This window comes from Streptomyces sp. SAS_270 (genome assembly GCF_052543295.1).
Genome location: NZ_JBMNDS010000027.1, coordinates 40,801 through 64,379 on the forward strand (window position 1 = coordinate 40,801; position 23,579 = coordinate 64,379).

General features: G+C 71.0%; 25 protein-coding genes. 7 read left to right on the forward strand and 18 right to left on the reverse strand.

What is annotated here, in order from left to right:
* Positions 1–18: 18 nt before the first annotated feature.
* Positions 19–246 (forward strand): hypothetical protein, encoded by a 228-nt coding sequence (locus ACN6LB_RS19780; protein ID WP_445027088.1) that lies wholly within the window; start codon positions 19–21, stop codon positions 244–246.
* Positions 247–350: 104 nt separating this feature from the next.
* Complete coding sequence (locus tag ACN6LB_RS19785; protein ID WP_445027128.1) at positions 351–1,589, forward strand: TerD family protein; 1,239 nt, start codon at positions 351–353, stop codon at positions 1,587–1,589.
* Between the two features lie 66 nt (positions 1,590–1,655).
* On the opposite strand, the gene ACN6LB_RS19790 is transcribed toward ACN6LB_RS19785, so the two are convergent.
* Entirely contained in the window at positions 1,656–2,228 is a 573-nt protein-coding gene (locus tag ACN6LB_RS19790) for a TetR/AcrR family transcriptional regulator (protein ID WP_356135388.1), read from the reverse strand.
* Positions 2,229–2,365: 137 nt separating this feature from the next.
* Between ACN6LB_RS19790 and ACN6LB_RS19795 the strand changes: the two genes are divergently transcribed.
* A complete protein-coding gene (locus ACN6LB_RS19795; protein WP_445027089.1) occupies positions 2,366–3,841 on the forward strand; it encodes an MFS transporter in 1,476 nt (491 codons plus the stop codon).
* Positions 3,842–3,953: 112 nt separating this feature from the next.
* Here the strand turns inward: ACN6LB_RS19795 and ACN6LB_RS19800 are convergent, their stop codons facing one another.
* The 5 genes from ACN6LB_RS19800 to ACN6LB_RS19820 all read right to left on the reverse strand — a co-directional run bounded on the left by ACN6LB_RS19800 (position 3,954) and on the right by ACN6LB_RS19820 (position 10,994).
* Entirely contained in the window at positions 3,954–4,970 is a 1,017-nt protein-coding gene (locus ACN6LB_RS19800; RefSeq protein ID WP_445027090.1) for a 1-aminocyclopropane-1-carboxylate deaminase, read from the reverse strand.
* A 13-nt stretch (positions 4,971–4,983) separates the two neighbouring features.
* Entirely contained in the window at positions 4,984–5,637 is a 654-nt protein-coding gene (locus ACN6LB_RS19805; RefSeq protein WP_445027091.1) for a GntR family transcriptional regulator, read from the reverse strand.
* A 101-nt stretch (positions 5,638–5,738) separates the two neighbouring features.
* Positions 5,739–7,322, reverse strand: coding sequence for a TROVE domain-containing protein (locus ACN6LB_RS19810; RefSeq protein ID WP_445027092.1), 1,584 nt, complete (start codon positions 7,320–7,322; stop codon positions 5,739–5,741).
* A 519-nt stretch (positions 7,323–7,841) separates the two neighbouring features.
* On the reverse strand, positions 7,842–9,287 hold the full coding sequence (locus ACN6LB_RS19815) for an alkaline phosphatase PhoX (RefSeq protein ID WP_445027093.1): 1,446 nt from the start codon (positions 9,285–9,287) through the stop codon (positions 7,842–7,844).
* A 273-nt stretch (positions 9,288–9,560) separates the two neighbouring features.
* The gene (locus tag ACN6LB_RS19820; protein WP_445027094.1) at positions 9,561–10,994 is read right to left on the reverse strand and encodes a hypothetical protein; all 1,434 of its coding nucleotides are present in this window, start codon (positions 10,992–10,994) and stop codon (positions 9,561–9,563) included.
* 311 nt (positions 10,995–11,305) lie between these two features.
* Between ACN6LB_RS19820 and ACN6LB_RS19825 the strand changes: the two genes are divergently transcribed.
* Positions 11,306–13,132 carry an endonuclease/exonuclease/phosphatase family protein gene (locus tag ACN6LB_RS19825; protein ID WP_445027095.1) on the forward strand — a complete coding sequence of 609 codons (1,827 nt, stop codon included), beginning with the start codon at positions 11,306–11,308 and terminating at the stop codon, positions 13,130–13,132.
* Between the two features lie 111 nt (positions 13,133–13,243).
* Here ACN6LB_RS19825 and ACN6LB_RS19830 read toward each other — a convergent pair whose 3' ends face one another.
* Both ACN6LB_RS19830 and ACN6LB_RS19835 read right to left on the reverse strand, forming a co-directional pair.
* Positions 13,244–13,981 (reverse strand): SRPBCC family protein, encoded by a 738-nt coding sequence (locus ACN6LB_RS19830; protein ID WP_445027096.1) that lies wholly within the window; start codon positions 13,979–13,981, stop codon positions 13,244–13,246.
* Positions 13,982–14,004: 23 nt separating this feature from the next.
* Positions 14,005–14,625 (reverse strand): ArsR/SmtB family transcription factor, encoded by a 621-nt coding sequence (locus ACN6LB_RS19835; RefSeq protein ID WP_445027097.1) that lies wholly within the window; start codon positions 14,623–14,625, stop codon positions 14,005–14,007.
* Positions 14,626–14,763: 138 nt separating this feature from the next.
* Between ACN6LB_RS19835 and ACN6LB_RS19840 the strand changes: the two genes are divergently transcribed.
* Positions 14,764–15,759, forward strand: coding sequence for a YihY/virulence factor BrkB family protein (locus tag ACN6LB_RS19840; RefSeq protein WP_445027098.1), 996 nt, complete (start codon positions 14,764–14,766; stop codon positions 15,757–15,759).
* Between the two features lie 93 nt (positions 15,760–15,852).
* Here ACN6LB_RS19840 and ACN6LB_RS19845 read toward each other — a convergent pair whose 3' ends face one another.
* Genes ACN6LB_RS19845 through ACN6LB_RS19860 form a run of 4 tightly spaced genes read right to left on the reverse strand, consistent with a single transcriptional unit; the run spans position 15,853 to position 17,610 of the window.
* Complete coding sequence (locus ACN6LB_RS19845) at positions 15,853–16,308, reverse strand: DUF3618 domain-containing protein (RefSeq protein WP_356142610.1); 456 nt, start codon at positions 16,306–16,308, stop codon at positions 15,853–15,855.
* Positions 16,305–16,730 carry a phage holin family protein gene (locus ACN6LB_RS19850; RefSeq protein ID WP_356142608.1) on the reverse strand — a complete coding sequence of 142 codons (426 nt, stop codon included), beginning with the start codon at positions 16,728–16,730 and terminating at the stop codon, positions 16,305–16,307. Before ACN6LB_RS19850 ends, ACN6LB_RS19845 begins: the two co-directional genes overlap by 4 nt.
* A gap of 53 nt (positions 16,731–16,783) precedes the next feature.
* Complete coding sequence (locus ACN6LB_RS19855) at positions 16,784–17,467, reverse strand: hypothetical protein (RefSeq protein ID WP_445027099.1); 684 nt, start codon at positions 17,465–17,467, stop codon at positions 16,784–16,786.
* On the reverse strand, positions 17,464–17,610 hold the full coding sequence (locus ACN6LB_RS19860) for a hypothetical protein (protein WP_445027100.1): 147 nt from the start codon (positions 17,608–17,610) through the stop codon (positions 17,464–17,466). The genes ACN6LB_RS19855 and ACN6LB_RS19860 overlap by 4 nt, the downstream gene beginning before the upstream one ends.
* Before the next feature lie 184 nt (positions 17,611–17,794).
* On the opposite strand from ACN6LB_RS19860, the gene dapA reads away from it, so the two are divergent.
* Positions 17,795–18,688: a 4-hydroxy-tetrahydrodipicolinate synthase gene (gene dapA, locus ACN6LB_RS19865; protein ID WP_445027101.1), complete on the forward strand. Its 894-nt coding sequence runs from the start codon at positions 17,795–17,797 to the stop codon at positions 18,686–18,688.
* On the opposite strand, the gene ACN6LB_RS19870 is transcribed toward dapA, so the two are convergent.
* Together ACN6LB_RS19870 and ACN6LB_RS19875 are read right to left on the reverse strand one after the other, a co-directional pair.
* Positions 18,675–19,883, reverse strand: a complete 1,209-nt coding sequence (locus ACN6LB_RS19870; protein ID WP_445027102.1) for a WD40 repeat domain-containing protein — start codon at positions 19,881–19,883, stop codon at positions 18,675–18,677. The two genes, dapA and ACN6LB_RS19870, sit on opposite strands and share 14 nt — an antisense overlap.
* A complete protein-coding gene (locus ACN6LB_RS19875; RefSeq protein ID WP_356142598.1) occupies positions 19,880–20,440 on the reverse strand; it encodes a SigE family RNA polymerase sigma factor in 561 nt (186 codons plus the stop codon). Before ACN6LB_RS19875 ends, ACN6LB_RS19870 begins: the two co-directional genes overlap by 4 nt.
* 137 nt (positions 20,441–20,577) lie before the next feature.
* On the opposite strand from ACN6LB_RS19875, the gene ACN6LB_RS19880 reads away from it, so the two are divergent.
* Positions 20,578–21,090: a hypothetical protein gene (locus ACN6LB_RS19880; RefSeq protein WP_445027103.1), complete on the forward strand. Its 513-nt coding sequence runs from the start codon at positions 20,578–20,580 to the stop codon at positions 21,088–21,090.
* A 60-nt stretch (positions 21,091–21,150) separates the two neighbouring features.
* On the opposite strand, the gene dapD is transcribed toward ACN6LB_RS19880, so the two are convergent.
* From dapD to ACN6LB_RS19900, 4 genes are all read right to left on the reverse strand, one after another.
* Positions 21,151–22,140 carry a 2,3,4,5-tetrahydropyridine-2,6-dicarboxylate N-succinyltransferase gene (gene dapD / locus ACN6LB_RS19885; RefSeq protein ID WP_356142594.1) on the reverse strand — a complete coding sequence of 330 codons (990 nt, stop codon included), beginning with the start codon at positions 22,138–22,140 and terminating at the stop codon, positions 21,151–21,153.
* Between the two features lie 98 nt (positions 22,141–22,238).
* Complete coding sequence (locus ACN6LB_RS19890) at positions 22,239–22,775, reverse strand: TetR/AcrR family transcriptional regulator (protein ID WP_445027104.1); 537 nt, start codon at positions 22,773–22,775, stop codon at positions 22,239–22,241.
* Positions 22,775–23,095 carry a DMT family transporter gene (locus tag ACN6LB_RS19895; RefSeq protein WP_445027105.1) on the reverse strand — a complete coding sequence of 107 codons (321 nt, stop codon included), beginning with the start codon at positions 23,093–23,095 and terminating at the stop codon, positions 22,775–22,777. The genes ACN6LB_RS19890 and ACN6LB_RS19895 overlap by 1 nt, the downstream gene beginning before the upstream one ends.
* Before the next feature lie 84 nt (positions 23,096–23,179).
* Positions 23,180–23,545, reverse strand: a complete 366-nt coding sequence (locus tag ACN6LB_RS19900) for a VOC family protein (protein ID WP_445027106.1) — start codon at positions 23,543–23,545, stop codon at positions 23,180–23,182.
* Positions 23,546–23,579: the final 34 nt, after the last annotated feature.

Here is a 23,579-nt window from a genome sequence, read left to right on the forward strand (position 1 = left end):
CGGACCTAGCATCCGACCATGCCCCGACCCCAGGGATTCACCTACGAGCAGCACCCCGACGCAAGCGTCACGATCACGCACCGCGGCCAGGCCGCGAGCACCCTCCGCGGCCCCCGAGCCGCCCGCTTCCTCGAAGAGGTCGAGACGGGCGACCCTCAGCTCGTCATGGCCCGCTGGACCGGAAACTACAAGCACGGCAACGAACGCACGGCCCGAAATCACCCCCGCAACCGGCCCCGGAACTAGCCTCCGACCACCCGCTTACCACTCGCGCACCACCCACTGACCCAATTGGCCGAAGGGTAAGGGAACGGTAAAGCGGCCCCGGTCGTTCTCCCGGCATGACAGCTATGACCCCCGGCTCGAACATCCCTCTCCCGGTCACCCGCGTGACGGTGGACGTCGCCGCCCCGGTGCGGCTCGACGTGTCGAGCCTGCTGCTCACCGCCGACGGCAAGGTGCGCTCCGACGACGACTTCATCTTCTACAACCAGCCCAACGGCCCGGGTGTGACGTACCGCTCGGGCGGCGGCACGGCCCCCGACGCGATCACGGTCGACACCGCCGCGGTTCCTCCCGGCATCGAGAAGATCGTCGTCACCGCGAGCCCGGACGGGGCGGGCCAGACGTTCCAGGGCATCGAGCCGACGGCCACGATCCGCAACGCGGACGACAACGCGGTTCTGGCGTCGTTCACCCCTCCCCGGCTGGGCACCGAGACGGCGCTGGTGATCGTGGAGATCTACCTCCGCGGCGGCGCGTGGAAGGCCCGCGCGGTCGGCCAGGGGTATGCGAACGGCCTGGCGGGCATCGCGACGGACTTCGGCGTCTCGGTGGAGGAGCCCGCCGCCCCGGCGGCCCCCGCGGCCGCGCCCACGCCCACGCCCACGATGCAGGCCCCGGTGACGCCCCCGGCCCCGCCGCTGGATCCGCGCCTCAGCGCGCCGCCCGTCCCGGCGGCACCCCCGGCGGCTCCGGCACCCCCGGCCCCGGCCCCGGCCCCGGGCACCGGGAAGATCAACCTCGACAAGGGCCGCGTCAGCCTCCAGAAGAACCAGACGGTGTCCCTGGTCAAGGGCGGCCGCCCGCTCCTCTCCCAGGTCAAGATGGGTCTCGGCTGGGAGCCCGCGTTCCGCGGCAAGGACATCGACCTGGACGCCTCGGTGATCGCGTACGGTCCGCAGCGCAACCACATCGACAGCTGCTACTTCGGGAAGCTCTCGATCGTGGGCGGCGCGATCAAGCACTCCGGGGACAACCTGACGGGCGAGGGCGGTGGCGACGACGAGGTGATCGTGGTCGACCTCGGCCGCCTCCCCCAGGAGGTCACCGGCCTGGTCTTCACGGTGAACTCGTTCTCGGGTCAGAAGTTCACCGAGGTCGCCAAGGCGTACTGCCGTCTGATCGACGCCACCACCGGCGAGGAACTGGTCCGCTTCGACCTCACCAACGCCGAGGCGCAGACCGGCGTGATGATGGCCAAGCTCATCAAGCAGTTCTCCGGCGAGTGGGACATGACGGCCATGGGCGACTTCGTGAAGTCCCGCACGGTGCGGGGGATGGTGAAGCCGGCGGCACAGTCCCTGTGAGGGCCGCCTGCAGGTGATCCGGGGCGCCCTCTTCGCGGAGGGCGCCCCGTCGTCGTACGCAACGCCTCATCGCTCCGGGCGCAGCCCGTCCGTCAGCAGCGACAGATACCTGCGGATGTACTTGCCCTCGCCGCTGGCCAGTTCCGACGCCGTCGCGACCCCGTGCGCCAGCCGCAGGATCTCGATCGGCTCCACGTCCGTGCGCAGCGTGCCCTCCCGCTGGGCGGCCCCGACAAGGCGGGTCGCCGCGCCCTTGACGGAGGTGCCGCACGCGGTGAGGACGGCCGAACTCCCGTCCGTGACGGCCGACCCCAGCAGCGTCTTGAGCCCACGCACCTGGATCATCCGCTCGCTCAGCTCGTTCAGCCACTCCACCAGGGCTTCGCCGGGCGGGAGTTCGGCCGCGATCGCGTCGGCGCGCGCGGCGATCTCCTCGATGCTGTCGACGTAGACGGCCTCCAACAGCGCCTGCCGCGTGGGGAAGTGCCGGTACAGCGTCCCTGAGCCGACGCCGGCCCGCTTCGCGATGTCATCGAGCGACGCACCCTCCCCATGCGCGGCGAAGGCGAGTGCCGCCTCCTTCAGCAACCGCTCATAGTTCCGGCGAGCGTCCGCACGCATGGGCTTGACCTGCGCCATCCAGAAACTCCTTGCCAACCGGGGACCGTCTCCGTATCTTAGCGAGCACTAAACGGAGACAGTCCCCGCTTACCTGTGCGGGCAGTCCGCGCTGCCCGCACACCGATCGACCGGGGACACCAGACAGGGAGCATTCCATGTCCACCCCGTCCGCACCGGCGAGTCCGTCCGGTCCGTCCAGCGCATCGGCATCGCCCACCTCCGGCGGATCCCCCGCCATCTCCCCGCCGCACCCGGCCGGGCTTCGCACCGCCTTGTTCGTGATCGTGACCGCCTACCTGATGGTCGGCGTCGATTCCACCGTCGTCAATGTCGCGCTGCCCGACATCCAGAAGGACCTGAACTTCAGCCCCACCGACCTCTCCTGGGTCCTCAACACCTACACGCTCGCCTTCGGCGGACTGCTGCTCCTCGGCGGCCGGGTCGGCGACATCGTCGGCCGGCGGCGGGCACTCACCTCGGGCGTCCTGGTCTTCGCACTCGCCTCGCTGCTGGGCGGTCTCGCCACCGACAGCGCCTGGCTGCTCGCGGCCCGTGCGCTCCAGGGCGCGGGCTCCGCGCTCATCGCGCCCAGCACCCTCGCCCTGATCACCACCAACTTCCCGGAGGGCCCACGACGTCACCACGCACTCGGCATCTACTCGTCGATGGCGGGCATCGGTGCCTCCGTCGGCCTCGTCCTCGGTGGCATGCTCACCGATTGGGCGTCCTGGCGCTGGGCCCTGCTGATCAACGTGCCGATCGGGATCGGCGTCGCTCTCACCGTTCCCCGTTTCGTCTCCGAAACCCCGCGCCACACGGGCCGCTTCGACGCGGCGGGCGCACTGACCGGCACAGCGGGCATGACCTCCCTGGTCTACGCGTTCATCCGGGTATCGCAGGACGGCTGGAGCGACACACGGTCGCTGCTCGCCTTCACCACGGCGGCGGCCCTGCTCACCGGCTTCACCCTCATCGAGGCCCGCGCGGTTCAGCCGATCATGCCGCTGCGCCTGTTCGCCAACCGCAACCGCGCGGGCGCCTACGCGGGCGTCCTGCTGCTGCCCGCGGGCATGTTCGGCGCCTTCTACTTCCTCACTCTGATCACCCAGCAGGTCCTGGAATACAGCCCGCTGCGCGCAGGACTGGCCTTCTTGCCCATGACCCTGGCGATGTTCACCGTCGTGCGGTTCGTGCCGCGTCTCCTCCAGCGCTTCGGCGCCCGGCCCGTCCTGCTGACCGGCATGACCCTGCTCATCGCCGCGGCCGGGTGGCTGTGGCGGCTGGAACCCGGCGAGGGGTACGCCCGTGGCCTGCTCGGCCCACTGCTGCTGATGGGCCTGGGCGTCGGCCTGAGTTTCATGCCCCTCAACGCGACCATCCTCGCGGGTGTCGAGCCGCGGGAGTCGGGCGCCGCCTCCGGTCTGCTGCAGACCCTGCAGTGGCTCGGCGGCACCCTCGGACTCTCCGTCCTGGTCACGGTGTTCGGCACGGCGACCCGGCATGCCACCGGCTCGCCGTCCGAGATCCTCGTCGACGGCGCGTCCCGCGCGTTCGGCGTCGGAGCGCTGATCGCGCTGGCCGCCCTGCTCGTGTCGGCACTCGTGATCACCGGAAGGCGCGCAGCCCCCTGAGCGCTCTGCCAAGAGCGCGGTGAATGCCAGGGGGTGTTTTGAAAGTCCCGCACAGCACCCACGGCGCCGCACCGAACACCGCGGGCACCGCACAGGACTTTCAAAACGCCCCCTAGAAGAGCGCGCTGTACGCGTTCAGCGCGGGCTGTCCGCCCAGGTGCGCGTAGAGCACGGTGGAGTCACGGCCGATCTCGCCCCGCGCCACCAGATCGACCATCCCGGCCATCGACTTCCCCTCGTACACGGGGTCGGTGACCATCCCCTCGGTGCGCGCGGCGAGCCGCATGGCGTCCAGCGTGACCTCGTCCGGAATGCCGTAGGTGCCCGCGTGGTAGCGCTCGTCCAGCTCGATGTCGCCTTGCGTCAACTCCTTCTGTACGCCGATGAGTTGCCCGGTGCCGTGTGCGATGCGCGCGATCTGCTCACGGGTGCGGGCGGGCGCGGCCGACGCGTCGATCCCGATCACCCGCCGGGTCCGCCCGCCCGCCTCCTCCAGCGCACGGAACCCGGCGACCATGCCCGCCTGGGTCGACCCGGTCACCGAGCACACCACGACGGTGTCGAAGAAGACCCCCGACTCCCGTTCCTGCTCGGCGACTTCATAAGCCCATCCGGCGAATCCCAGCCCGCCCAGCGGATGGTCGGAGGCGCCGGCCGGAATGGCGTACGGCTTGCCGCCGCTCTCCTCCACCTCTCGCAGCGCCTGCTCCCAGCTCTCCTTGAAGCCGATCCCGAACCCGGCCCGTACGAGCCGCACATCGGCGCCGGCCAGACGGCTGATGAGGATGTTGCCGACCTTGTCGTACACGGAGTCGGGCCAGTCGACCCAACTCTCCTGGATCAGCACGCACTTGAGTCCGGCGCGGGCGGCGCAGGCGGCGACCTGGCGGGTGTGGTTGGACTGCACCCCGCCGATCGAGACGAGGGTGTCGCAGCCCTGCGCGAGCGCGTCGGCGACGAGGTACTCCAGCTTGCGGGTCTTGTTCCCGCCGTACGCCACACCGGAGTTGCAGTCCTCGCGCTTGGCCCAGAGGGCGGCGCCGCCGAGGTGCTGGGTCAGCCGCTCCAGGGGATGCACGGGCGAGGGCCCGAAGAGCAGGGGGTAACGGGCGTACGAGGAAAGGGACATGGGTCCTCCGGGGTCATGGGTCGACGACGTCGGCCAGCTCTTCGAGGGCACGCCAGATCTCCGCCGTGACGCGGACCGCCTCGTCCGTGTCCCCGTCGCCGCAGGCGTCGATCAGCCGGTCGTGCAGTCCGGCCGAACGGCAGCTTCCGCCCTCGCCGAAGCGGCGCCGCTCCAGGCGGCGGATCAGCGGCGTGTAGCGGGCGATGGTGGCGGCGGCCGCACGATTGCCGGCGACGTGCACGAGGACGTCGTGCAGTTCGTCGTCGGCACGCAGGGCGGCGTCCACGTCCCCCTCGCGTACGGCGGCGGCGAACCGCAGGTTGGCGTCCCGCAGGGCGTCGAGGTGGACCGGGAGCAGCAGGGGCACCGCGGTCCGTACGGCCAGTTCGTGCATGGCGGCGACCACGGCCGCCGCGTCCCGCACATCGGCGGCGACGACGGGTGTCACCCGGGTGTAGCTCTGCGGCTTCGACTCCAGCAGACCCTCGTCGAGGAGGCGCGCGAACGCCTCCCGCACGGGCGCCCGGGACAGCCCGAGCCGGTCCGCGAGGTCGGCGTCCCGCACCACCGCGCCCGGCTCGATCTCACCGGCCACGATGGCGTCCCGTATCGCCTCGTACGCACGGTCCCTGAGCAGGGTCCGGCGCACGGGCCGTATCGCCTCCATGAACTGAAATGTTAGATATCAGATGTGGATGCGCGCAAGACCGCCGTGGATACGAAAGTGCGGCCCGCACCGAGGTACGGGCCGCACTCACACCTCGCCTCTCAGGCGACCCACGGCCAGTCGGCGTCCCGCGCCCCCTCAAGGAGCGGAACCATCCGGAAGGCCGCGTCCGAAAGTCCTCCGAAGGTGTGCCGGCTGCCCTTCCCGGACGGGCCGTGGCCCGCCTGGTACCCCGCGAGGTTCCAGGTGTAGACCGGGACGTGCGCCGGAACCTGCTCGGTCGGGTCGCCGTAGTGGCTGTACGTCGCCTGCTCGTCGGTGACGATGAGCACGCGGTCGTGCTTCTTGTAGTGCCGGCGCACGGCCTCGCTGGTGTTCGTGCCGCCGAGGTCGCCGAAGCGGTCGAGCACCTTCAGCACCGACTCGCCCTTGCGGAAGCTCACCCGGTTGCTGCCGGTGCCGAACTCGACGAGATCCGCGTCCGCCGCCCGCAGCGCGAGCGCCGTGCCGAAGATCGCGGCGGCGTCGGCCCGGTTGAGCTCCGAGCGCTCCGACAGGCGCGAGTAGAACATCGAGCCGGACCGGTCGACGAGCACCAGCGTCCGGCCGCCGAGCGCGGGCACGTTGGCCAGCGAGTGGCCGAGCGCCTGCTCCAGCGGGTACGACCAGCGCAGCGAGGGCGCGTGCTGGTACGCGGCGAGGTAGCGGAACGGGAACTGCCGCGAACGCGCCACCTCCGCCGGGTCGCTGATCTTCGCCGCGACCTGGGCCGCGACCTCGTCGCAGACACCGGCCTGGTCGAAGTTGCGCAGGTTCCTGACCAGCGCCATCGCGCCCATGGACGGGATGACGGCCTCCCAGGCCTCCTTGTCCATCGGCCCCTGCAGCCAGCCGGCCAGCGCCTCCCAGGTCATCCCGGCGTCCGCGAGGCGCTGCGCGCCGTGCGCACCGGTCACGACCTTGCGCCGCTTGGCGGGCCGCAGCGCCATCAGGTCGCGGTGGGCCGCAAGGACGGGCAGCGACCTGGGCACCACGGCGGTGTCCGGGTTGTGCCGACGGTCCAGCGCGTACTGGAAGAGGTCGCCCTGCCACGGCTTGCCGGGGTCCGGCGCCGCGTGCACGAGGTTGAGGATGTCGCCGAAGCGGTAGCCCTTGGAGGCGGTGTCGTACTTCAGCAGCGACTTGCCGCTGTAGAGACGGCGTACGGCGTCGGCGATGCCGCGCTTGACGGGCTTGGGCACGTTGCGGCCGTACATCGAGGTCCAGTACCCGAGCAGCTCGCCCGGCTCGTCGGGGCGGCGCAGCACGGAGGCGATGACCTCGCGGTTGGCCGGTCCGTCGGTGGCGCCCGCGTCGAGACGTGCCTTGACGTACTCGGCGGCGCCCACGATGGAGGCCGTGCGCAGGTTGCCCTCGCCGCGCAGCCAGCCGAGCAGGCCCGCGGTCCACTGCGGGTCCTCGACGGCGAGCTCGCGCACCAGGGTCGCGAACCGCTCGTCGCGGTCCTCGCCGGTCTCGTAGAAGGTGTTCTGGGAGACGAAGTTGGCGATCGCCAGCAGGAAGAGCTCGGAGCGTGCGTCGCGCTCACGGCCGCGTCCGCCCTGGAAGGTACGGAGCACTCGGCCCGTGGAGGTGACCCGCGAAGTGGGCTGCGCCCGGGCCGCCTTGGTGTTGAATCGTGCCATGGTGAATTCCCCCGAATTCTCTTCTGCGACCATGCGGTCGCGTTTCGGAGGGAGGCACAGCAAATGGAGGGTGCCCGAGATCAGGGGTCGGCGGCGGACTTTAGTCGGATGCTCTATCCATTGAGCTACATCGACCCGAGGTCGATGACGGGATTCGAACCCGCAACCTTCTGATCCAATGAAGTAACCGTTGCCTGCGCACCGGACACCCACCATGAGCTGCGCCTCCCGAGATCAATTCGGCGGCGGCGTGGATTCTTTGAGAGAGAAGTAGCCGCAGCCTGCGCACCGGGAGGTGCATGAAGTTCATGAAGTTGTGGTGTCCAGAGTTCAAGGCCGGCGGAACCGACGTAGGTGCTCTAACCCCTGAGCTACACCGGCGCGTTGTACCGGTGGCGGGACTCGAACCCGCGGCCGCCCCATTATCAGTGGAAGTAGGTCCTGCCTTCGCACCTGGACATGCATCACTTTAGGAGGCGTACCGCGGGCCGAGCGAACGAATTAATTACCGCCGGGAGTTCAGCTGCGCTTCTGGCGCTTCCAGGGGCCGGTGATCGCGAGCATGATGCCCGGCGTCTGGATGTTGGCGTACAGGATCCTGCCGTCGGGCGAGAAGGTGACGCCGGTGAACTCGCTGTATTCGGGCTCCTCCTCGGTGCCGATGTTCAGCTCGTTGCGGGCGATCGGGTAGGTGCGACCGCTGTCGGTGGCGCCGAAGAGGTGCTGGATGCCCTCGCCGTCCTCGGCGATGACGAGGCCGCCGTACGGGGAGACGGTGATGTTGTCGGGGCCGTCGAAGGCGCCGTCGACGGACGGGTCGGGGTTCACGCCGAGCAGGACCTTGAGCGTCAGGGTGCGGCGCTTGGGGTCGTAGAACCAGACGGCGCCGTCGTGCTGGACGGGGCTCTCCTCGCGGGCGAAGGAGGAGACGATGTACGTGCCGCCGTCACCCCACCACATGCCTTCGAGCTTGCGGGCGCGGGTGACCTGGCCGTCGGTGAACTGCTTGCGGACGGAGACCGTCTTCGCGTCGCGGTCGGGGACGTCCACCCAGTCCACGCCGTAGACCGTGCCGATCTTCGTGGCGCGGGAGAGGTCGTCGACGAACTGGCCGCCGGAGTCGAAGCACTTGAAGGCCTGCAGCGAGCCCGCGTCGTCGGCGAGGGTCTTCAGCCGGCCGTGGCCGTGCTCGAAGCCCTGCGGCGGCGTCCAGCGGTACAGCAGGCCGTTGGGGCCCGCGGCGTCCTCGGTGAGGTAGATGCGGCCGCGCTTGGGGTCGACGACGGCGGCCTCGTGGGCGTACCGGCCAAGTGCCTTGACGGGCTTGGGGTTCTGGTTGGCGCGGCGGTCGCAGGGGTCCACCTCGAAGATGTATCCGTGGTCCTTGGTCATGCCGTTCTGGCCGGCCTTGTCCTCGGTCTCCTCGCCGGTGAGCCAGGTGCCCCAAGGGGTGCTGCCGCCCGCGCAGTTGGTGGAGGTGCCCGCGACGCCGACCCACTCGGCGACCTTGTCGTGGCGGACCTCGACGACCGTGCAGCCGCCGGCCGCGGCCGGGTCGTAGACGAGGCCCTCGGTGAGCGGTACGGGGTACTGCCAGCCGGCGCGCGGGCCCTTGAGCTCGTGGTTGTTGACCAGGAGCGTGGCGCCGCGCGGCCCGTGGAAGGTGGCCGTGCCGTCGTGGTTGGACGGCGTGAACTCGCCGGACTCCAGCTTGGTCCTGCCGCTGTAGGTGATGACGCGGTACGAGAACCCGGCGGGCAGCGCGAGCAGGCCCTTGGGGTCGGGAACGAGCGGCCCGTAGCCGACGCCGCCGTGCCCGTGCCCCGACTCCGCGCTGTCGATGCCGGTCTCCGTGGACGCGAGGGCGTTGGGCGCGGTGGCGAGGGCCCCCACGCTGCCGGCCAGCGCGACACCGGCACCGGTGATCGCGGACTTTCTGGCGAAGTCCCTGCGGGTGAGCGACATGGTGTCTCCTGTGACGGTGGAGTGGGACTGGCGTGGGGGGCGAGTGGCGATCTCGGTCGCGGCCACACCGTCCCGTCCGCGCCTGAACAGGAGTTGAACGCAGGCCGACGTCAGGGGTCCTGCTTCCATGAATCCACCCGGACGTCCGCACACGGACCGCCGGCCCGAACAACCTTCACGAAGAACACCGGCGGACACGGATCACCCGCGGACCTGGCATTTCACACGCGACGCCTCCCGCGGCGGGGAAGCCCGCCTCCCCGCCGCTGCCCGTCAGCCGCCTTGCTGGGAGCGTGCCTTGAAAGCCGCCTTACGGGCTTCCTTGGCGACCTTCTTGTCCGGGTGCAGCCGCCCCATCGCCTCCAGGACCTCCGGGGTGGCGGGGTGGTCCACCCGCCAGGCCGCCGCGAAGAACCCGGTGTGCTGCTGGGCGAGGCCCTCCACGAGCCCTTGCAGTTCCGTCGAGTTGCCCTCGGCGGCGAGCTGTGCGGCGACGGTGTCGATGGTCAGCCAGAACACCATGGCCTCGGACGGCGCGGGCACGTCGGCCGCGCCGTGCTCGCTGAGCCACACCCGGGCGAGCCCGCCCAGCTCCGCGTCGCCGAGGACCTCGCGCAGCGCGGGCTCGGCCCCCGGGCCGACGAGCGACAGCGCCTGCTGGCAGCGCAGCCGCCGCAGCGGGGCGCCGGTGTCCGCGCCGCGCGCTGCGGCGAGCAACTCCCTTGCCGCGGCGAGGGGTTCACGCCGGGCGAGCCACTGTTCGGTCTCGGCCTGGGCGGCGGCGGGCCCGAACGCGGACGTCCCGTCGAGCAGCGCGTCCGCGCCCTTGTCCGCGAGGTCGCCCACCGCGGGGGCCTCGAAGCCCGCTTCGAGGAACCGCGCCCGCAGCCCGTACAGCCCGAGCGGGGTGAGCCGCACCATTCCGTAGCGCGAGACGTCGGTGTCGTCGAGGGACGCCGTCGGCTCCTCGCCCTCGTCGGCGTCCGCCATCAGTGCCTCGTCGACGGGCTGGAAATCGACCAGGCCGACGGGCTCCAGGAGACGGAACTGGTCGTCGAGCCGCATCATCGCGTCCGACACCTGCTCCAGTACGTCGTTGGTGGGCTCCCCCATGTCGTCGGGCACGATCATCGACGCGGCCAGGGCGGGCAGCGGCACGGGGCCGTCGGCGGCGCCGTCCTCGCTGACGGTGAGCAGGTAGAGGTTGCCGAGCACGCCGTCGAGGAACTCGGCCTCCGCCTCGGGGTCCCAGTCGAGCTGGGAGAAGTCGACCTCCCCGTCCTCGTCCATCGCACCGACGAGGTCGTCGAGGTCGGGCACGCTCGCGTCGGCGATGACGGTCTCCAGGGCGGCGAGCCATACGCCGAGCACGTCCTGCGGTGCTCCGGAGGTGAGCAGCGCGAGGTCCTCGCCCGCGGCGACCGTGCCCTCCTCCTCGTCCACGATCTCGACGAGTCCGGTGTCGACGGCCACCTGCCAGGCCTCCGAGGCGTAGGCGGCCGCGTCGTCGCCGGTGAGACCCAGTTCCGCGGCGGCCTCCGGCAGCTGCTCCTCGACGAGTTCGCCGCCCGCTCCGACCCGGGTGTCCTCGCTCGCCCAGCGGGCGAGCCGGGCGGCGCGGGAGAGCAACGGCGCGGCGAGCGCGTCCCGTGCGAGCTCCGCTTCGGAGTGCAGCCGAACCGGCGGCAGGGGGGCGCTGTCTGACATCGGGTGGGTCTCCTCCGGACGTACCTGCGGACCGGGGGAACGCCCCGGGAAAAATGCACGCTCAGCCTAGACGGATTTCGCCCCATGCCGCCCGGTTCATCTCCTCGACCGGCTCCGGACATGGCCGAAACCTTGACAAGTGGCCGACCCACACACGAGATTGACGCGCGTAGAAACTCACCGGTAGCTCCTGGAACGGTTTCTACGCGCGTCACCAACCGCCCCACCGGTTGCATTCCCCCCAGTGCTCCACCCCCGTCCAGTGCTCCACCCTCGTCCCGGCGCTTCTGCACGTCCCCGGAGGGATCCCGTTGCCGAGCAAGTCTTCCTCGCGCCTCGCCGCGCTCACCGTCGCCGCCGTCTGTTCCGCGGTGTCCACGGTGGTCCTCACCTCGCCGGCCCACGCCGACGTCGTACGCATCCATGACATCCAGGGCACCACCCGGATATCCCCGCTGGCCGGCCAGAAGGTCACGGACGTGGCCGGTGTCGTCACGGCCCTGCGCACCTACGGTTCGTCGAAGGGGTTCTGGCTCCAGGACCCGAACGCGGACGACAACCCGGCCACCAGTGAGGGCGTGTTCGTCTTCACCAGCTCCGCCCCGAAGGTCGCCGTGGGCGACTCGGTCACCGTGACGGGCACGGTCTCCGAGTACGTGCCCGGCGGCGTCTCCACCGGCAACCAGTCGCTGACGGAGATCACCAAGCCGACGGTGACGGTGCTCTCCAGCGGCAACGCGGTACCGGCCGCCACGGTCGTGGACGCCCACTCGGTCCCAGCCGCGTACACCCCCGCCGGCGACACCGCCGCGGCAGGCTCGATCAACGCGTTGACGCTGGAGCCGACGAAGTACGCCCTGGACTACTACGAGTCCCTGGAGGGCATGAACGTCCAGGTCGCCGACGCCCGCGTGGTGACGGCCACCGACCCGTACTCCGAGGTGTGGGTCACGGTGAAGCCGCACGAGAACCGGACCCGCCGCGGCGGCACCCTCTACGGCTCGTACGACTCGCAGAACACCGGCCGTCTGCAGATCCAGTCGCTGGGTTCGACGGCCGACTTCCCGAAGGCGAACGTCGGCGACACACTGACCGGCGCCACGACCGGCCCGCTGGACTACAACCAGTTCGGCGGCTACACCCTCGTGGCGAGCGAGCTCGGCACGCTGAAGAGCGGCGGCCTGCAGCGCGAGACGACGCAGAAGCAGTCGCGCGGCGAGCTGGCGGTCGCGACGTACAACGTCGAGAACCTCGACCCGTCCGACGCCACCTTCGCCTCGCACGCCGCCGCGATCGTGAACAACCTGCAGTCGCCCGACATCGTGTCCCTGGAGGAGATCCAGGACAACAACGGCGCGACGGACGACGGCACGGTCGCCGCCGACGTGACGGTGAACAAGCTGATCGACGCGATCGTCGCGGCGGGCGGCCCGAAGTACGACTGGCGTTCGATCGACCCGGTCAACGACCAGGACGGCGGCGAGCCCGGCGGCAACATCCGCCAGGTGTTCCTGTTCAACCCGGAGCGCGTCTCCTTCACGGACCGTGCGGGCGGCGACTCCACCACCGCGGTGGGCGTCACCAAGGTGCACGGCAAGGCGCAGCTGACGGCCTCTCCCGGCCGTATCGCCCCGGCCGACACCGCCTGGAAGTCCAGCCGCAAGCCGCTGGCCGGCGAGTTCGTCTTCCGCGGCCGTACGGTCTTCGTCATCGCCAACCACCTCAACTCCAAGGGCGGCGACCAGGGACTGACCTCGCAGTACCAGCCGGTGGTACGCAGCTCGGAGGTCCAGCGCCACGCCCAGGCGACGCTGGTCAACGCGTTCGTCAAGAGCGTTCTCGACGTGCAGAAGAACGCGGACGTCATCGCGCTCGGCGACATGAACGACTTCGAGTTCTCCGACACCGCGAAGATCCTGGAGGGTGACGGCGAGCTCTGGTCGGCGATCAAGTCGCTGCCGAAGAGCGAGCGTTACACGTACGACTACCAGGGCAACCAGCAGGTCCTCGACCAGATCCTGGTCAGCCCGTCGATCCGGCGCGGCTGCGACCTCGACTACGACTCCGTGCACGTCAACTCGGAGTTCAACGACCAGATCAGCGACCACGACCCGCAGGTGCTGCGCTTCAAGCCGTAGTCCTTGCAGGCGGTTTCGGCCGCCGCATGCCGACGAGCCCGGCCCCGTCGTCCGGGGGGCCGGGCTCGTCCCTTGCTCAGGTGAGTCGAGTGCTCAGGTGAGTCGAGCGGTTCAGGCGGCGAAGGCCGCGTTCAGCCAGCCCTTCCAGGCGAGTTCATCGGCCTGGGCGTCCGCGCCGGCCGCGAAGTCATGGACGGAGATGCCCACCGGGGCGCCCCAGTGGTTGCGGCCGAAGAAGCGGATCAGGGCGTCGCCGGTGCGCAGCCCGATGAAGTACGGGTTGCGGAAGTCGACCACGGCGTCGAGGAGTTGACCGCCCGGGCCCTGCACCCGCACGCGGGCGCCCGCCTCCGTGTCCTGCGCGAGGCCGAGCGCCCGGCCGACGGCGGTGAAGGCGTCGGGGGTCTTGGACGCCTCGGGGCCGTCGAAGGTGGTGAAGGCGACCGGGCGGCGCGCGAAGTGCGTCACGTACTCGCGCAGGGTGTGCAGATAGAAGTCGTTGTGCCTGCTCGCACCGTCGTACTGGTTGTCCCAGTCGTCGACGAAGATGCCGCTGTGCACGTACCGCACCCAGGCGCGCTTGCCGCCGTCGCGGGGCTCCACGGTGTAGTCGAGCTGGTTGAGGGTCTGCTCGGAGATCCCGTCTACGTCCTCGACGCGGTTGACGTAGCGGTGCGGCGGGTCCCAGGTGGTGATCGTGGAACCGAACGGCCCCTTGCCTCCCTCGCGCGGCTCGGGGGCCTCCATCGGCCACAGCCAGCCGCCGGTGCCGTTGGTGAAGGCCTCCCACACCTCCTCGGGCGTGGCGTCGATCTCGGTCTCGCAGACGATCTCGAATTCCTTGGACATGGTGGCTCCTGAGTACTACGGGGTTACTGGTCGAGTTCCGGGGCGGGCTGGGGTTCGGCCGTGGCTTTGACCGTGGGGTGGACGGCGACGACGATCCGGTGGTCCCGGCCGCCGTCGGTGCCTGGGGCGTCGTACTTGCGGATCAGGGCGCTGACGCCCGCCGTCAGCTCCTCGATGAACGCGGCCCGGTCGGCGGCGGAGGCGAAGCGCACCTCGCCGTCGAGGGCGTAGGTCGCCAGGCGCTTGCGCGCCTTCGCCGCGCCGGTGATCAGCGTGCCGACGTCACGGACCAGCCGGGCGCCGAGCGCGAGCAGCCAGCGGGCGGAGAGCTGGTCGCGGAAGCGGTCCGGGTCGGGCTGTACGGCGGCGAGCGCGAGCGGCGAGATGACGTACGACGCGGCGGTCGCGCGCATCAGCCGCTCGGTGACGTTGCCCTTGCGGCGCTCCCCCGCCAGCTCCACCAGGCCGTGCCGCTCCAGCGCCTTGAGGTGGTAGTTCACCTTCTGCCGGGGCAGCCCGACCTTGCCGGCCAGCATGGCGGCCGACGCGGGGCCGACAGCGAGCTCGGCCAGCAGCCGAGCCCGTATCGGGTCCAGTGAGACGGCGGCTGCCGCAGGGTCCTCGATCACGGTCACGTCCAACATGACTCCACCATCCCACCGAACACTTTTTTTGTCCAGACGATTTAAGTTGTCGGTCGGAGTCGCCGGTCGCCGGTCGCCGGTCCAAGAATCAGGTCGGCCCCGCGATTCGCCCCCCGGATTCGGGAGACTCGCCAGGTCATGGACGAGAAGGACAGCCCCTCCGAGTTGCCCGCGCGATCCTGGCGGGATGTGGTGCGGCGCACGGCGAAGGAGTTCCAGGACGACCAACTCCCCGACCGGGCCGCCGCGTTGACGTACTACGGCGTCCTGTCGCTGTTCCCCGCGCTCCTGGTGCTGGTGTCCCTGCTGGGCGTGGTGGGGCAGCACGCGACGGACAAGATCCTCGACAACATCGGCGACCTCGCACCTGGCCCGGCCCGGGACATCCTGCACGACGCGGTGGTGCAGCTCAGCGACAGCGGCGGCACGGGCGGCGTGCTGGCGATGGTCGGCCTGATCGCGGCCCTGTGGTCCGCGTCCGGTTACGTCGCCGCGTTCATCCGCGCCTCGAACGCGGTGTACGACCTGCCGGAGGGCCGCCCCGTCTGGAAGATCACGCCCCTGCGGCTGGTGCTGACGATCACGTTGATGCTGATGCTCGCGGCCAGCGCGCTGATCGTGGTGTTCACCGGGCCGCTGGCCGAGCGGGCGGGCACCACGATCGGCCTGGGCGACGCGGCGATCACGGTCTGGGGCATCGCCAAGTGGCCGGTCCTGGTGCTCCTGGTGATCCTGATGATCGCCCTGCTGTACTGGGCCGCCCCCAACGTCCGTGGTCGCGGCTTCCGTTGGGTGAGCCCCGGCAGCGTTCTCGCGACGCTGATCTGGCTGGCCGCGTCCGCCGGGTTCGCCCTCTACGCGTCCAACTTCGGCTCGTACAACAAGACCTACGGCACACTCGCGGGCGCCATCGTCTTCCTGGTGTGGCTGTGGCTGTCCAACCTGGCGATCCTGCTGGGCCTGGAGTTCGACGCCGAACTGGCCCGCCAGCGGGCGATCACCGGCGGACAGCCGCCCACCGAGGAGCCGTACGTCGAACCGCGCGACACCCGCAAGTGGCCGCCGCGGCTGCAGGCCCTGCGCGAGGCACGGGCCCGGACGCGGCCGACCACGCCGGACGGCACGGACCCGTAGGAGACCCGGCCGGACAACGGAAACCGGCTGAAACGGTGGGCGGGACCGCTCCTGCGGTCCCGCCCACCGTTTCAGCCGTTCGGCGTGCCGGCGTCAGTGGTGCCCGTTGCGGCGCCGCCGCAGCAGACCCGCCGCGACCACAGCGCCCGCGCCCGCGATCAGCACCGGGCGGGGGTGCCGCAATCCTGCCCGGACGACCGTGGTGGCCGCGGTCCGCACGGGCGGCGGCACGGTGTCCTGCACGACGTGCCCGGCGTGGGCCGCCTTGTCCTGCACCGTGTGGCCGGCGTGCGTCGCCGTCTCCCGTACCTGAACGGTCATGGTGCCCGCCCGGCCCTTGAGTTCGGCGGCGCGTGCCCTGGCCCGGGCCTTCACGTCCGTCTTGGCCACCAACTCCTCGACAGTGTCGCCGAGTTGGCCCCTGGTCTGCTCGATGTCCCGCCGCAGCTCCTGCGGCCCCTTGGCGCCCGCGCCGGCCTTCTGAGCCGTGGGGTCCGTCTTGGCTTCCGCCGCCTTCGCGGCTTCGGCACCCGTGCTGTCGTCCGTCATCGGTGTGCCCTTTCCTTGATCTCGTCCACATCTGCCCTGACGCTGTCGAGGGCCCGTTCGGGCGTGGGGGGCGCGGCGCGGCGCAGCTGTGCGCGACCGGTGGCGGCCAGGACGCCCGCGATCGCGAAGAGCACCGCCATGACGATGAGCGCCGCGGCCCACACGGCCAGGCTCAGGGAGAGCGCGGCGACGCCCGCGGCGGCCAGGGTCATCAGCCCGACGTACCCGACAGCGCCTGCCGCTCCGAGCAGCCCGCCGCCGCGTCCCGCGTGCCGCCCCTTGGCCGCCAACTCCTCCTTGGCGAGGCTCACTTCCTGCCGTACCAGCAGGGAGAGCTGTTCGGTCGCCTGCCCGACGAGTTCGCCCACCGACTGATGCGCGTGCTCGTCCCGTGCGGGCCGGTGGTCCATGGTCCCGGTCACGGTGTCCCGCCTCCTCTCGTTTCGGGACACCCGGGTACCCGGACCGGGACCGGCTACCCCTCCGGCCCGCGCTCGCCGAGCCGGGCCAGCTGGGTCTGGAACCAGTCGAGCCGGGCCTGCAACAGCGCGGCTTCGGCAGTGAGTTCGCTGACGTCCAGCACGCCGGTCAGCGCTTGCGCGCCGCCGGGGACCGCCGCGAGGGCGCCGTCCCCGGCGCGCACCCGCAGACCCTCCCCGGCCAGCCGGGCGAACGCCGCGAGCGTCAACGACGTACGGCCCCGTACGCATCCCGCGCACGCGGCGGCCAGCACGCGCCGGCCGGGGCGGCCCCAGCCCGCGTCGGCGAGGGCGGCGGCCGGGGCGCCGCACGCGCACCGGCCGACCGTCGCGGTGCGCACCCGCTGGCGCGCGTAACGGAACCCGAGCTCGAAGCGGATGTAGGCGCCGAGGACGGTGACCTCGAGCAGGACCGCCGCCGCGTGCTCGGTGCACAGCAGCGCCTCGGCCGCCGCGCGGTCGTGCACGCAGTGGAAGCCGCAGTCGCAGCGCCGGTGCGGCGCGCTGTGCCGCCGTCCGTAGACGCACCCGGCCTCGTCGAGGACGCCGTAGGGCAGCGCGCCGCCGAGCGACACACCGGTGAAGCCGGCCCGGGTGCCGTCGTGGGACAGCACCGGGTAGGCGATCTTGTATCCGGTCGGCGGCTCCGTCGGGTGTTCCTCTGGGAGCCGCAGTCTCATCGGGCGACCGGGACCTCTTCGGGCGCGGGCGCCTTCGACTCCGCTGTCTCTTCGGTGAGTTCGTCGGGGAGTCGGAGTTCTTCCGCTTGCGGGGCGACCTGCTCCTCCGCGACTCCGGTGGCGAGTGCCTTGCCGAGCCTCATGACGCCTCCCGTGACCTGCTGTCGACTGACCTGCTGCCGGCTACCGTCCTCGCCATGGTGACCCATAAGGGGCCGAATTGGCACCAGTGCCTCCGAGAAAGCAGCCACCTCGTAGCAATGCTTCCCTGTTCCTCGTAGAAGAATTAAGTGGAGCTTCACTGTCGATGGCGCCGACACTACTCCCATGACGACTTCGACCCCCTTCGGCCGCGCCCTCTGCGCGATGATCACGCCCTTCACCGAGGCGGGCACGCTCGACCTCGACGGTGCGCAGCGGCTCGCCGACCGGCTGGTCTCCGAGGGCTGTGAGGGGCTGGTGCTCTCCGGCACCACCGGTGAGTCGCCGACCACGACGGACGCCGAGAAGACGGCGCTCGTGCGGGCGGTCCGCGAGGCGGTCGGCGATCGGGCGTCGATCGTGGCGGGCGTCGGCACCGCCGACACGCGGCATACCGTGGAGCTGTCCCTGGAGGCGGAAAAGGCGGGCGCGGACGGCCTGCTGGTGGTCTCCCCGTACTACAGCCGGCCCCCTCAGGACGCCCTCGAAGCACACTTCCGCGAGATCGCCGACGCCTGCGGACTGCCGCTCACGCTGTACGACATCCCCGGCCGCACCGGCACCCGCATCGAGCCCGACACGATGATCCGCCTCGCCCAGCACCCTCGGATCGTGGCCGTCAAGGACTGCGCCTACGACCTCCTCGGCACCCAGAAGGTGATGTCCCGCACGGATCTGGCGTACTACACGGGCTGCGACGAGTACGTCCTTGCGCAGTACGCCATCGGCGGCGCCGGATACGTCAGCACGGTCGCCAATGTGACGCCACGTCACTTTCGGTTGATCCTGGACACGTTCGACACCGGGGACACGGCCGGGGCGGCCCGCCTTCAACAACAGGCCTGCCACCTCGTCGAGTCGATGATGGCCTCCGGCCTCCCCGGCACCGTCACCGCCAAGGCGCTCCTGAACTCCCTCGGCCTGCCCGGCGGTCCGGTCCGCGCGCCGCTGCGGCCCGCCGGCCGCGAGGCGGTCGACGGGCTGCTCCGCGCATACGACGAGCTGGTCAGCGCGTCGTGAACAGCGGTTCCCAGCGTCCGATCGAGTTGTCCTTCGGGGTACGGAAGTCACTGAGCGGCACGATCTTGTCGCTGCCGATGGTGATCAGTACCAGCTGCTGACGGAACTCGTTCGTGCCGGGGGTGATGCCCCAGGCGATCAGCCGCTTGTTGTCCGCCCAGGCGAGCAGCATCTGACCGGGCACCTTGCCGATCCGCTTGCCGGTGACCGGGTCGAGGAGCTCGGAGGCGATCTCCTTGCCGCGGCCGGCGAAGCCGCCTGCGGCGATCTTCCCGTCGGGCGAGAGGCCCGCGTCCACGTACACGTCGACGTACTTCTCGGCGCGAGGTGTGGCCACCTTCTTGCCCTGGAGGTCGCGGTAGACGCTGCCGGGCGCCATGGAGATCTGCTCGACGAGCAGCGTGCCGTCGTGGTCGAACCTGAAGTCCGCGCGGGCGCTGCCCACAAAGGCGTCCTTCGGGTAAGGCGCCTTGTGCCACTCGCCCTTCCCGGAGGCGACGTCGACGACGGTGAACCCGGTCCTGCTCGGCACGGCCTGCGGCTCGATGCTGTCGTTGACCGGGATCCGGTGGCTCCAGAAGAGCCGGTCCGGGTTCTTGGCGTACGTCGTGGCGACCAGCTTCTTGCCGTCGGGCGAGAAGTGGACGCCGGCCACGCCCTGGCCGACCGGGATCCAGCGGTCCACCTTGCCGGTCATCAGGTTCAGCAACCCGACGCGCTTGGCGGGCAGTTCGCCCTCCAGGACGGCCGCGGTCAGCATGCCCGGCGCGATGTCCACGAAGGACCACCGGCGGTCCTTCACGTACTTCCCGGTCTTCTGGTTCAGCAGGGTGTACGTCCGCGTGACGATCTGGTCCTTGTTGGGCTGCTTCACGTTCCTGCTCGTGCTGAACGCGGCGAGCGCCTCGTCCCCCGCGGCGATCAGGTCGCGCGGTGGCGACTGGTCGGGGTGGGCGATGATGTCGCTCCGGTTCATCCGGCTGGCCGGACGGATGTCGTCCTTGCCGGAGCCGGTCAGCGGTACGGCGACGGCCACCGCGATCGCGGCGACCGTGCCCACCGCGACGCCGACGACCGTGCGGGCGCGGCGGCGCCTGCGGGCGGCGAGCACGCGGTCCGCGAGGCCGAGCGGGGCGAGCGTGTCGTCGGCCGCCTGCTCACGGAATGTGTCACGTACCAGTTCGTCGACGTTCATGAGCGCACCTCCAAGGGCGAGAAGTCACGGGACGGCGGCTGCTCGGCGGCCGCCGAGCCCATCGCGGCCAGTTCGGGGGCGAGCGCACGGAGCCTGGCGAGCGAACGGTGCGTCGTGGAGCGCACGGTGCCGACGGTGCAGCCGAGGACCCGGGCGACCTCCGCCTCGGGCAGATCCTCGAAGTACCGCAGCACGAGCACGGTGCGCTGCCGGTCGGTCAGCCGGGCCAGTGCGCCGCGCATCACCACGCGCAGCTCGGCGTCGGACGCCGCGTCCCCGCCGCCCCGCGCGGCCTCCGGCGGCTCGGCGACGGTGAACTCCCGGCGGCGCCACTTCAGCCGCCAGCGGCTCACCTGCTGCCGGTAGAGGATCTGCCGTACGTACGCCTCGGGCTCGTCGATGCGGTGCCAGCGCCCGGCAGCCTTGATCAAGGCGTTCTGCAGCAGGTCCTCGGCGGCGTGCCGGTCGCCGCCGCTCAGCAGTACGGCCGTCTTCAGCAGCGCCGACGACCGGTTCGCCACGAACTCCCGGAAGCTGTCCTGCGTTACGGCATCCATCGTCACCTTCTCTTCCCCGGCGGACCCGATGGCTCGCCCCTCTGCCCCTTGTGACGCGCGCACCCGCCCGCCACTATGCCGCCGGCCTCGAACCAAATTCCCTCGGCCGCCCGCGGCCCGTCCCCTACGGTGGCTCCATGAGCAGGCCTCTGCTGTTCCTCGACGTCGACGGCCCCCTCAACCCGTACGCGGCCCGGCCGTCGCGGCGGCCCGAGGGGTACACGACGATCCGGGCGAGCGTGCACCCCGGCGAGCGGCCGCTGCGGGTGTGGCTGCACCCCGGCCACGGCCGGAGCCTGCTGGACCTCGGCTTCGACCTGTGCTGGGCCACCACGTGGATGGACGCTGCGAACCGCTGGATCGCCCCGGTCGTCGGCCTGCCCGAACTCCCCTACGTCGACTTCACCGGCGCCCTGTTCGTCGAGCGGCCCGACGGGGTCCACTGGAAGACGGAGCGGATCGTGGCGTACGCCGAGGGCCGCGCCTTCGCCTGGGTGGACGACGAACAGGGCCCGGCCGACGACTCGTACGTCGCCGCACATCACGCCGGGCCCGCGCTGCTCCACCACGTCAGTCCCCGACTCGGCCTGCGCGAGGACGACTTCACGGCGCTCACGGAGTTCGCCGCGGCCCTCGGGACCTCCGCATAGCCGAACGCCCTCCTGCGGCAGGCAGGAGGGCGTCGAGGCTGAACCGACGTACGCGAAGGCTCAGTTGTGGCTGTGCAGTACGTCGTTGAGGCCGCCCCAGACCGCGTTGTTCGGGCGGGCCTCGACCGTGCCCGTCACCGAGTTGCGGCGGAAGAGGATGTTCGAGGCGCCGGAGAGCTCGCGGGCCTTGACGATCTGGCCGTCGGGCATCGTGACGCGGGTGCCCGCGGTGACGTACAGACCCGCCTCGACCACGCACTCGTCCCCGAGCGCGATACCCACGCCCGCCTCGGCGCCGACCAGGCAGCGCTCGCCGATGGTGATGCGGACGTTGCCACCGCCGGACAGCGTGCCCATGGTGGAGGCGCCGCCGCCGATGTCCGAGCCGTCACCGACCACGACGCCGGCCGAGATGCGGCCCTCGACCATGGAGGTGCCGAGCGTGCCCGCGTTGAAGTTCACGAAGCCCTCGTGCATGACCGTCGTGCCCGCGGCGAGGTGCGCGCCGAGGCGTACCCGGTCGGCGTCGGCGATGCGGACGCCCTTCGGCGCGACGTAGTCCGTCATGCGCGGGAACTTGTCGATGGAGGTGACCTGGAGGTGCAGGCCCTCGGCGCGGGCGTTGAGCCGGACCTTCTCGACGTCGTCGACGGCGACCGGGCCGAGCGAGGTCCAGGCGACGTTGGCGAGGAGGCCGAAGAGGCCGTCCAGGCTCTGGCCGTGCGGCTTGACCAGGCGGTGCGAGAGCAGGTGCAGCCGCAGGTACGCGTCGTGCGCGTCCAGCGGCTTGTCGTCCAGCGAGGCGATGACCGTACGGACCGCGATCACCTCGACGCCGCGGCGGGCGTCCGGCCCGGTGGCCGCGGTCGCGCCGCCGCCGAGCAGCTGCGCGGCCTGTTCGGCGGACAGCCGCTCGGTGCCGGAGGGGCCGGGCTCGGCGACCAGCTCGGGCGCGGGGAACCAGGTGTCGAGAACGGTGCCGTCGGCGGTGACAGTGGCGAGGCCGGCGGCGACGGCGCCGGTGGTGCGAGTAGCAGTCGTGTCGGTCATGGGTGAAACCTAACGTGGCGGGGCCCGCGCGGGCGAACCGGTGCGCCGGGCGTCTCAGGTGGCGGGCGCACCAGCACGTGGAGGCCCTTCATGGCAGTTCAGGGGATCACGCGTCCCAAAACCTCGCGTGCGTACTCCTCGTCGTAGGGCGCCCCCGTCAGCAGGACCTGGAGGCAGATGCCGTCCAGCAGGGCGACGAGGGCGCGTGCGGTGACGGGGTCGGTGCGCTGGGCGATGCAGTCGGCGAGTTCACGGACCCACTCCTCGGCGACGGGGCGCAGGGCGGGGCGGCGGAGGGCGGCGAGGTAGAGCTCGTACTCCAGCTCCACGGCGGTGCGGTCGCCCGCGAGCCACTCGCCCATCAGGCCTGCGAGTTCACCGGCCAGGTCGGCCCGGGTGTCCGCCAGGCCGCCGCGCGCCGCGACCAGCTTGGCGAAGCCTTCGTTCGCCTGGCGCAGTGCGGCGACCATGAGGTCGTCGAGGGTCTTGAAGTGGTACGTCGTGGAGCCGAGCGGCACATCGGCCTCGGCGGCGACGGAGCGGTGGCTCAGCCCGGCGAGACCCTTTGCGCCCACGACCCGGATCGCCGCGTCGATGATCCGCCGGCGCCGCTCGGGGTCGTAGCGGCGTGCCATCAGTGGGCCCCGCCCATGTTGAGGACGACGACCCCGCCGATGATCAGCGCGATCCCGGCGAGCTTGGCGGCGTTCAGCCCTTCCCCGAGGAACACCATGCCGATCGCGGCGATGGCGGCGGTGCCGACGCCGGCCCAGATCGCGTAGGCCGTGCCGACCGAGACGGTCTTCAGGGTCTGGGCGAGGAGCGCGAAGGCGATGACGTACCCGGCGAAGGTGATCAGCGAGGGCCAGAGCCGGCTGAAGCCCTCACTGAACTTCATCGCGGTCGTGGCGGCCACCTCGGCGGCTATGGCTCCGGCGAGCAGCAGATATCCCATGCGTACAACTGTACACATCGATGTGTACGGCCGTACGCATCGACGGGCGGATCGGTACCGCGATCGCTGTGGACAGCATGCGGCTCAGTCCAGGAGCGACTTCTTGGGCCGCAGTACACAGAACTCGTTGCCCTCGGGGTCGGCGAGCGTGACCCAGGTGACGTCCTCACCCTGCCCCACATCGGCTCGGTGCGCGCCGAGCGCGATGATCCGCTCGACCTCGGCCGCCAGGTCGTCCGGCGCGAGGTCGATGTGGAGGCGGTTCTTGACCGTCTTGTGTTCGGGGACCGGTACGAAGCACAGCCCGGGCAGAGCGTGTTCGTCCGCGCCGATGACGATCTCGTCCTCTGCCTCGAACAGCACGCGCCAGTCGAGGACTTGGCACCAGAAGCGGGCGAGTGCGGGCAGGTCGTGGGTGTCGACGACGACTTGGTACAGGGAGACGGCCATGGGCCGCAGTCTCCCTCTCGTTCACCGCGTCCGC

Excerpts from the sequence above, each read along its gene's own strand:
- ACN6LB_RS19780 (WP_445027088.1), top strand. The coding sequence starts at position 19 with ATGCCCCGACCCCAGGGATTCACCTACGAGCAGCACCCCGACGCAAGC.
- ACN6LB_RS19785 (WP_445027128.1), top strand. The coding sequence starts at position 351 with ATGACCCCCGGCTCGAACATCCCTCTCCCGGTCACCCGCGTGACGGTG.
- ACN6LB_RS19790 (WP_356135388.1), bottom strand. The coding sequence starts at position 2,228 with ATGGCGCAGGTCAAGCCCATGCGTGCGGACGCTCGCCGGAACTATGAG.
- ACN6LB_RS19795 (WP_445027089.1), top strand. The coding sequence starts at position 2,366 with ATGTCCACCCCGTCCGCACCGGCGAGTCCGTCCGGTCCGTCCAGCGCA.
- ACN6LB_RS19800 (WP_445027090.1), bottom strand. The coding sequence starts at position 4,970 with ATGTCCCTTTCCTCGTACGCCCGTTACCCCCTGCTCTTCGGGCCCTCG.
- ACN6LB_RS19805 (WP_445027091.1), bottom strand. The coding sequence starts at position 5,637 with ATGGAGGCGATACGGCCCGTGCGCCGGACCCTGCTCAGGGACCGTGCG.
- ACN6LB_RS19810 (WP_445027092.1), bottom strand. The coding sequence starts at position 7,322 with ATGGCACGATTCAACACCAAGGCGGCCCGGGCGCAGCCCACTTCGCGG.
- ACN6LB_RS19815 (WP_445027093.1), bottom strand. The coding sequence starts at position 9,287 with ATGTCGCTCACCCGCAGGGACTTCGCCAGAAAGTCCGCGATCACCGGT.
- ACN6LB_RS19820 (WP_445027094.1), bottom strand. The coding sequence starts at position 10,994 with ATGTCAGACAGCGCCCCCCTGCCGCCGGTTCGGCTGCACTCCGAAGCG.
- ACN6LB_RS19830 (WP_445027096.1), bottom strand. The coding sequence starts at position 13,981 with ATGTCCAAGGAATTCGAGATCGTCTGCGAGACCGAGATCGACGCCACG.
- ACN6LB_RS19835 (WP_445027097.1), bottom strand. The coding sequence starts at position 14,625 with ATGTTGGACGTGACCGTGATCGAGGACCCTGCGGCAGCCGCCGTCTCA.
- ACN6LB_RS19840 (WP_445027098.1), top strand. The coding sequence starts at position 14,764 with ATGGACGAGAAGGACAGCCCCTCCGAGTTGCCCGCGCGATCCTGGCGG.
- ACN6LB_RS19845 (WP_356142610.1), bottom strand. The coding sequence starts at position 16,308 with ATGACGGACGACAGCACGGGTGCCGAAGCCGCGAAGGCGGCGGAAGCC.
- ACN6LB_RS19855 (WP_445027099.1), bottom strand. The coding sequence starts at position 17,467 with ATGAGACTGCGGCTCCCAGAGGAACACCCGACGGAGCCGCCGACCGGA.
- ACN6LB_RS19860 (WP_445027100.1), bottom strand. The coding sequence starts at position 17,610 with ATGAGGCTCGGCAAGGCACTCGCCACCGGAGTCGCGGAGGAGCAGGTC.
- dapA (WP_445027101.1), top strand. The coding sequence starts at position 17,795 with ATGACGACTTCGACCCCCTTCGGCCGCGCCCTCTGCGCGATGATCACG.
- ACN6LB_RS19870 (WP_445027102.1), bottom strand. The coding sequence starts at position 19,883 with ATGAACGTCGACGAACTGGTACGTGACACATTCCGTGAGCAGGCGGCC.
- ACN6LB_RS19875 (WP_356142598.1), bottom strand. The coding sequence starts at position 20,440 with ATGGATGCCGTAACGCAGGACAGCTTCCGGGAGTTCGTGGCGAACCGG.
- ACN6LB_RS19880 (WP_445027103.1), top strand. The coding sequence starts at position 20,578 with ATGAGCAGGCCTCTGCTGTTCCTCGACGTCGACGGCCCCCTCAACCCG.
- dapD (WP_356142594.1), bottom strand. The coding sequence starts at position 22,140 with ATGACCGACACGACTGCTACTCGCACCACCGGCGCCGTCGCCGCCGGC.
- ACN6LB_RS19890 (WP_445027104.1), bottom strand. The coding sequence starts at position 22,775 with ATGGCACGCCGCTACGACCCCGAGCGGCGCCGGCGGATCATCGACGCG.
- ACN6LB_RS19895 (WP_445027105.1), bottom strand. The coding sequence starts at position 23,095 with ATGGGATATCTGCTGCTCGCCGGAGCCATAGCCGCCGAGGTGGCCGCC.
- ACN6LB_RS19900 (WP_445027106.1), bottom strand. The coding sequence starts at position 23,545 with ATGGCCGTCTCCCTGTACCAAGTCGTCGTCGACACCCACGACCTGCCC.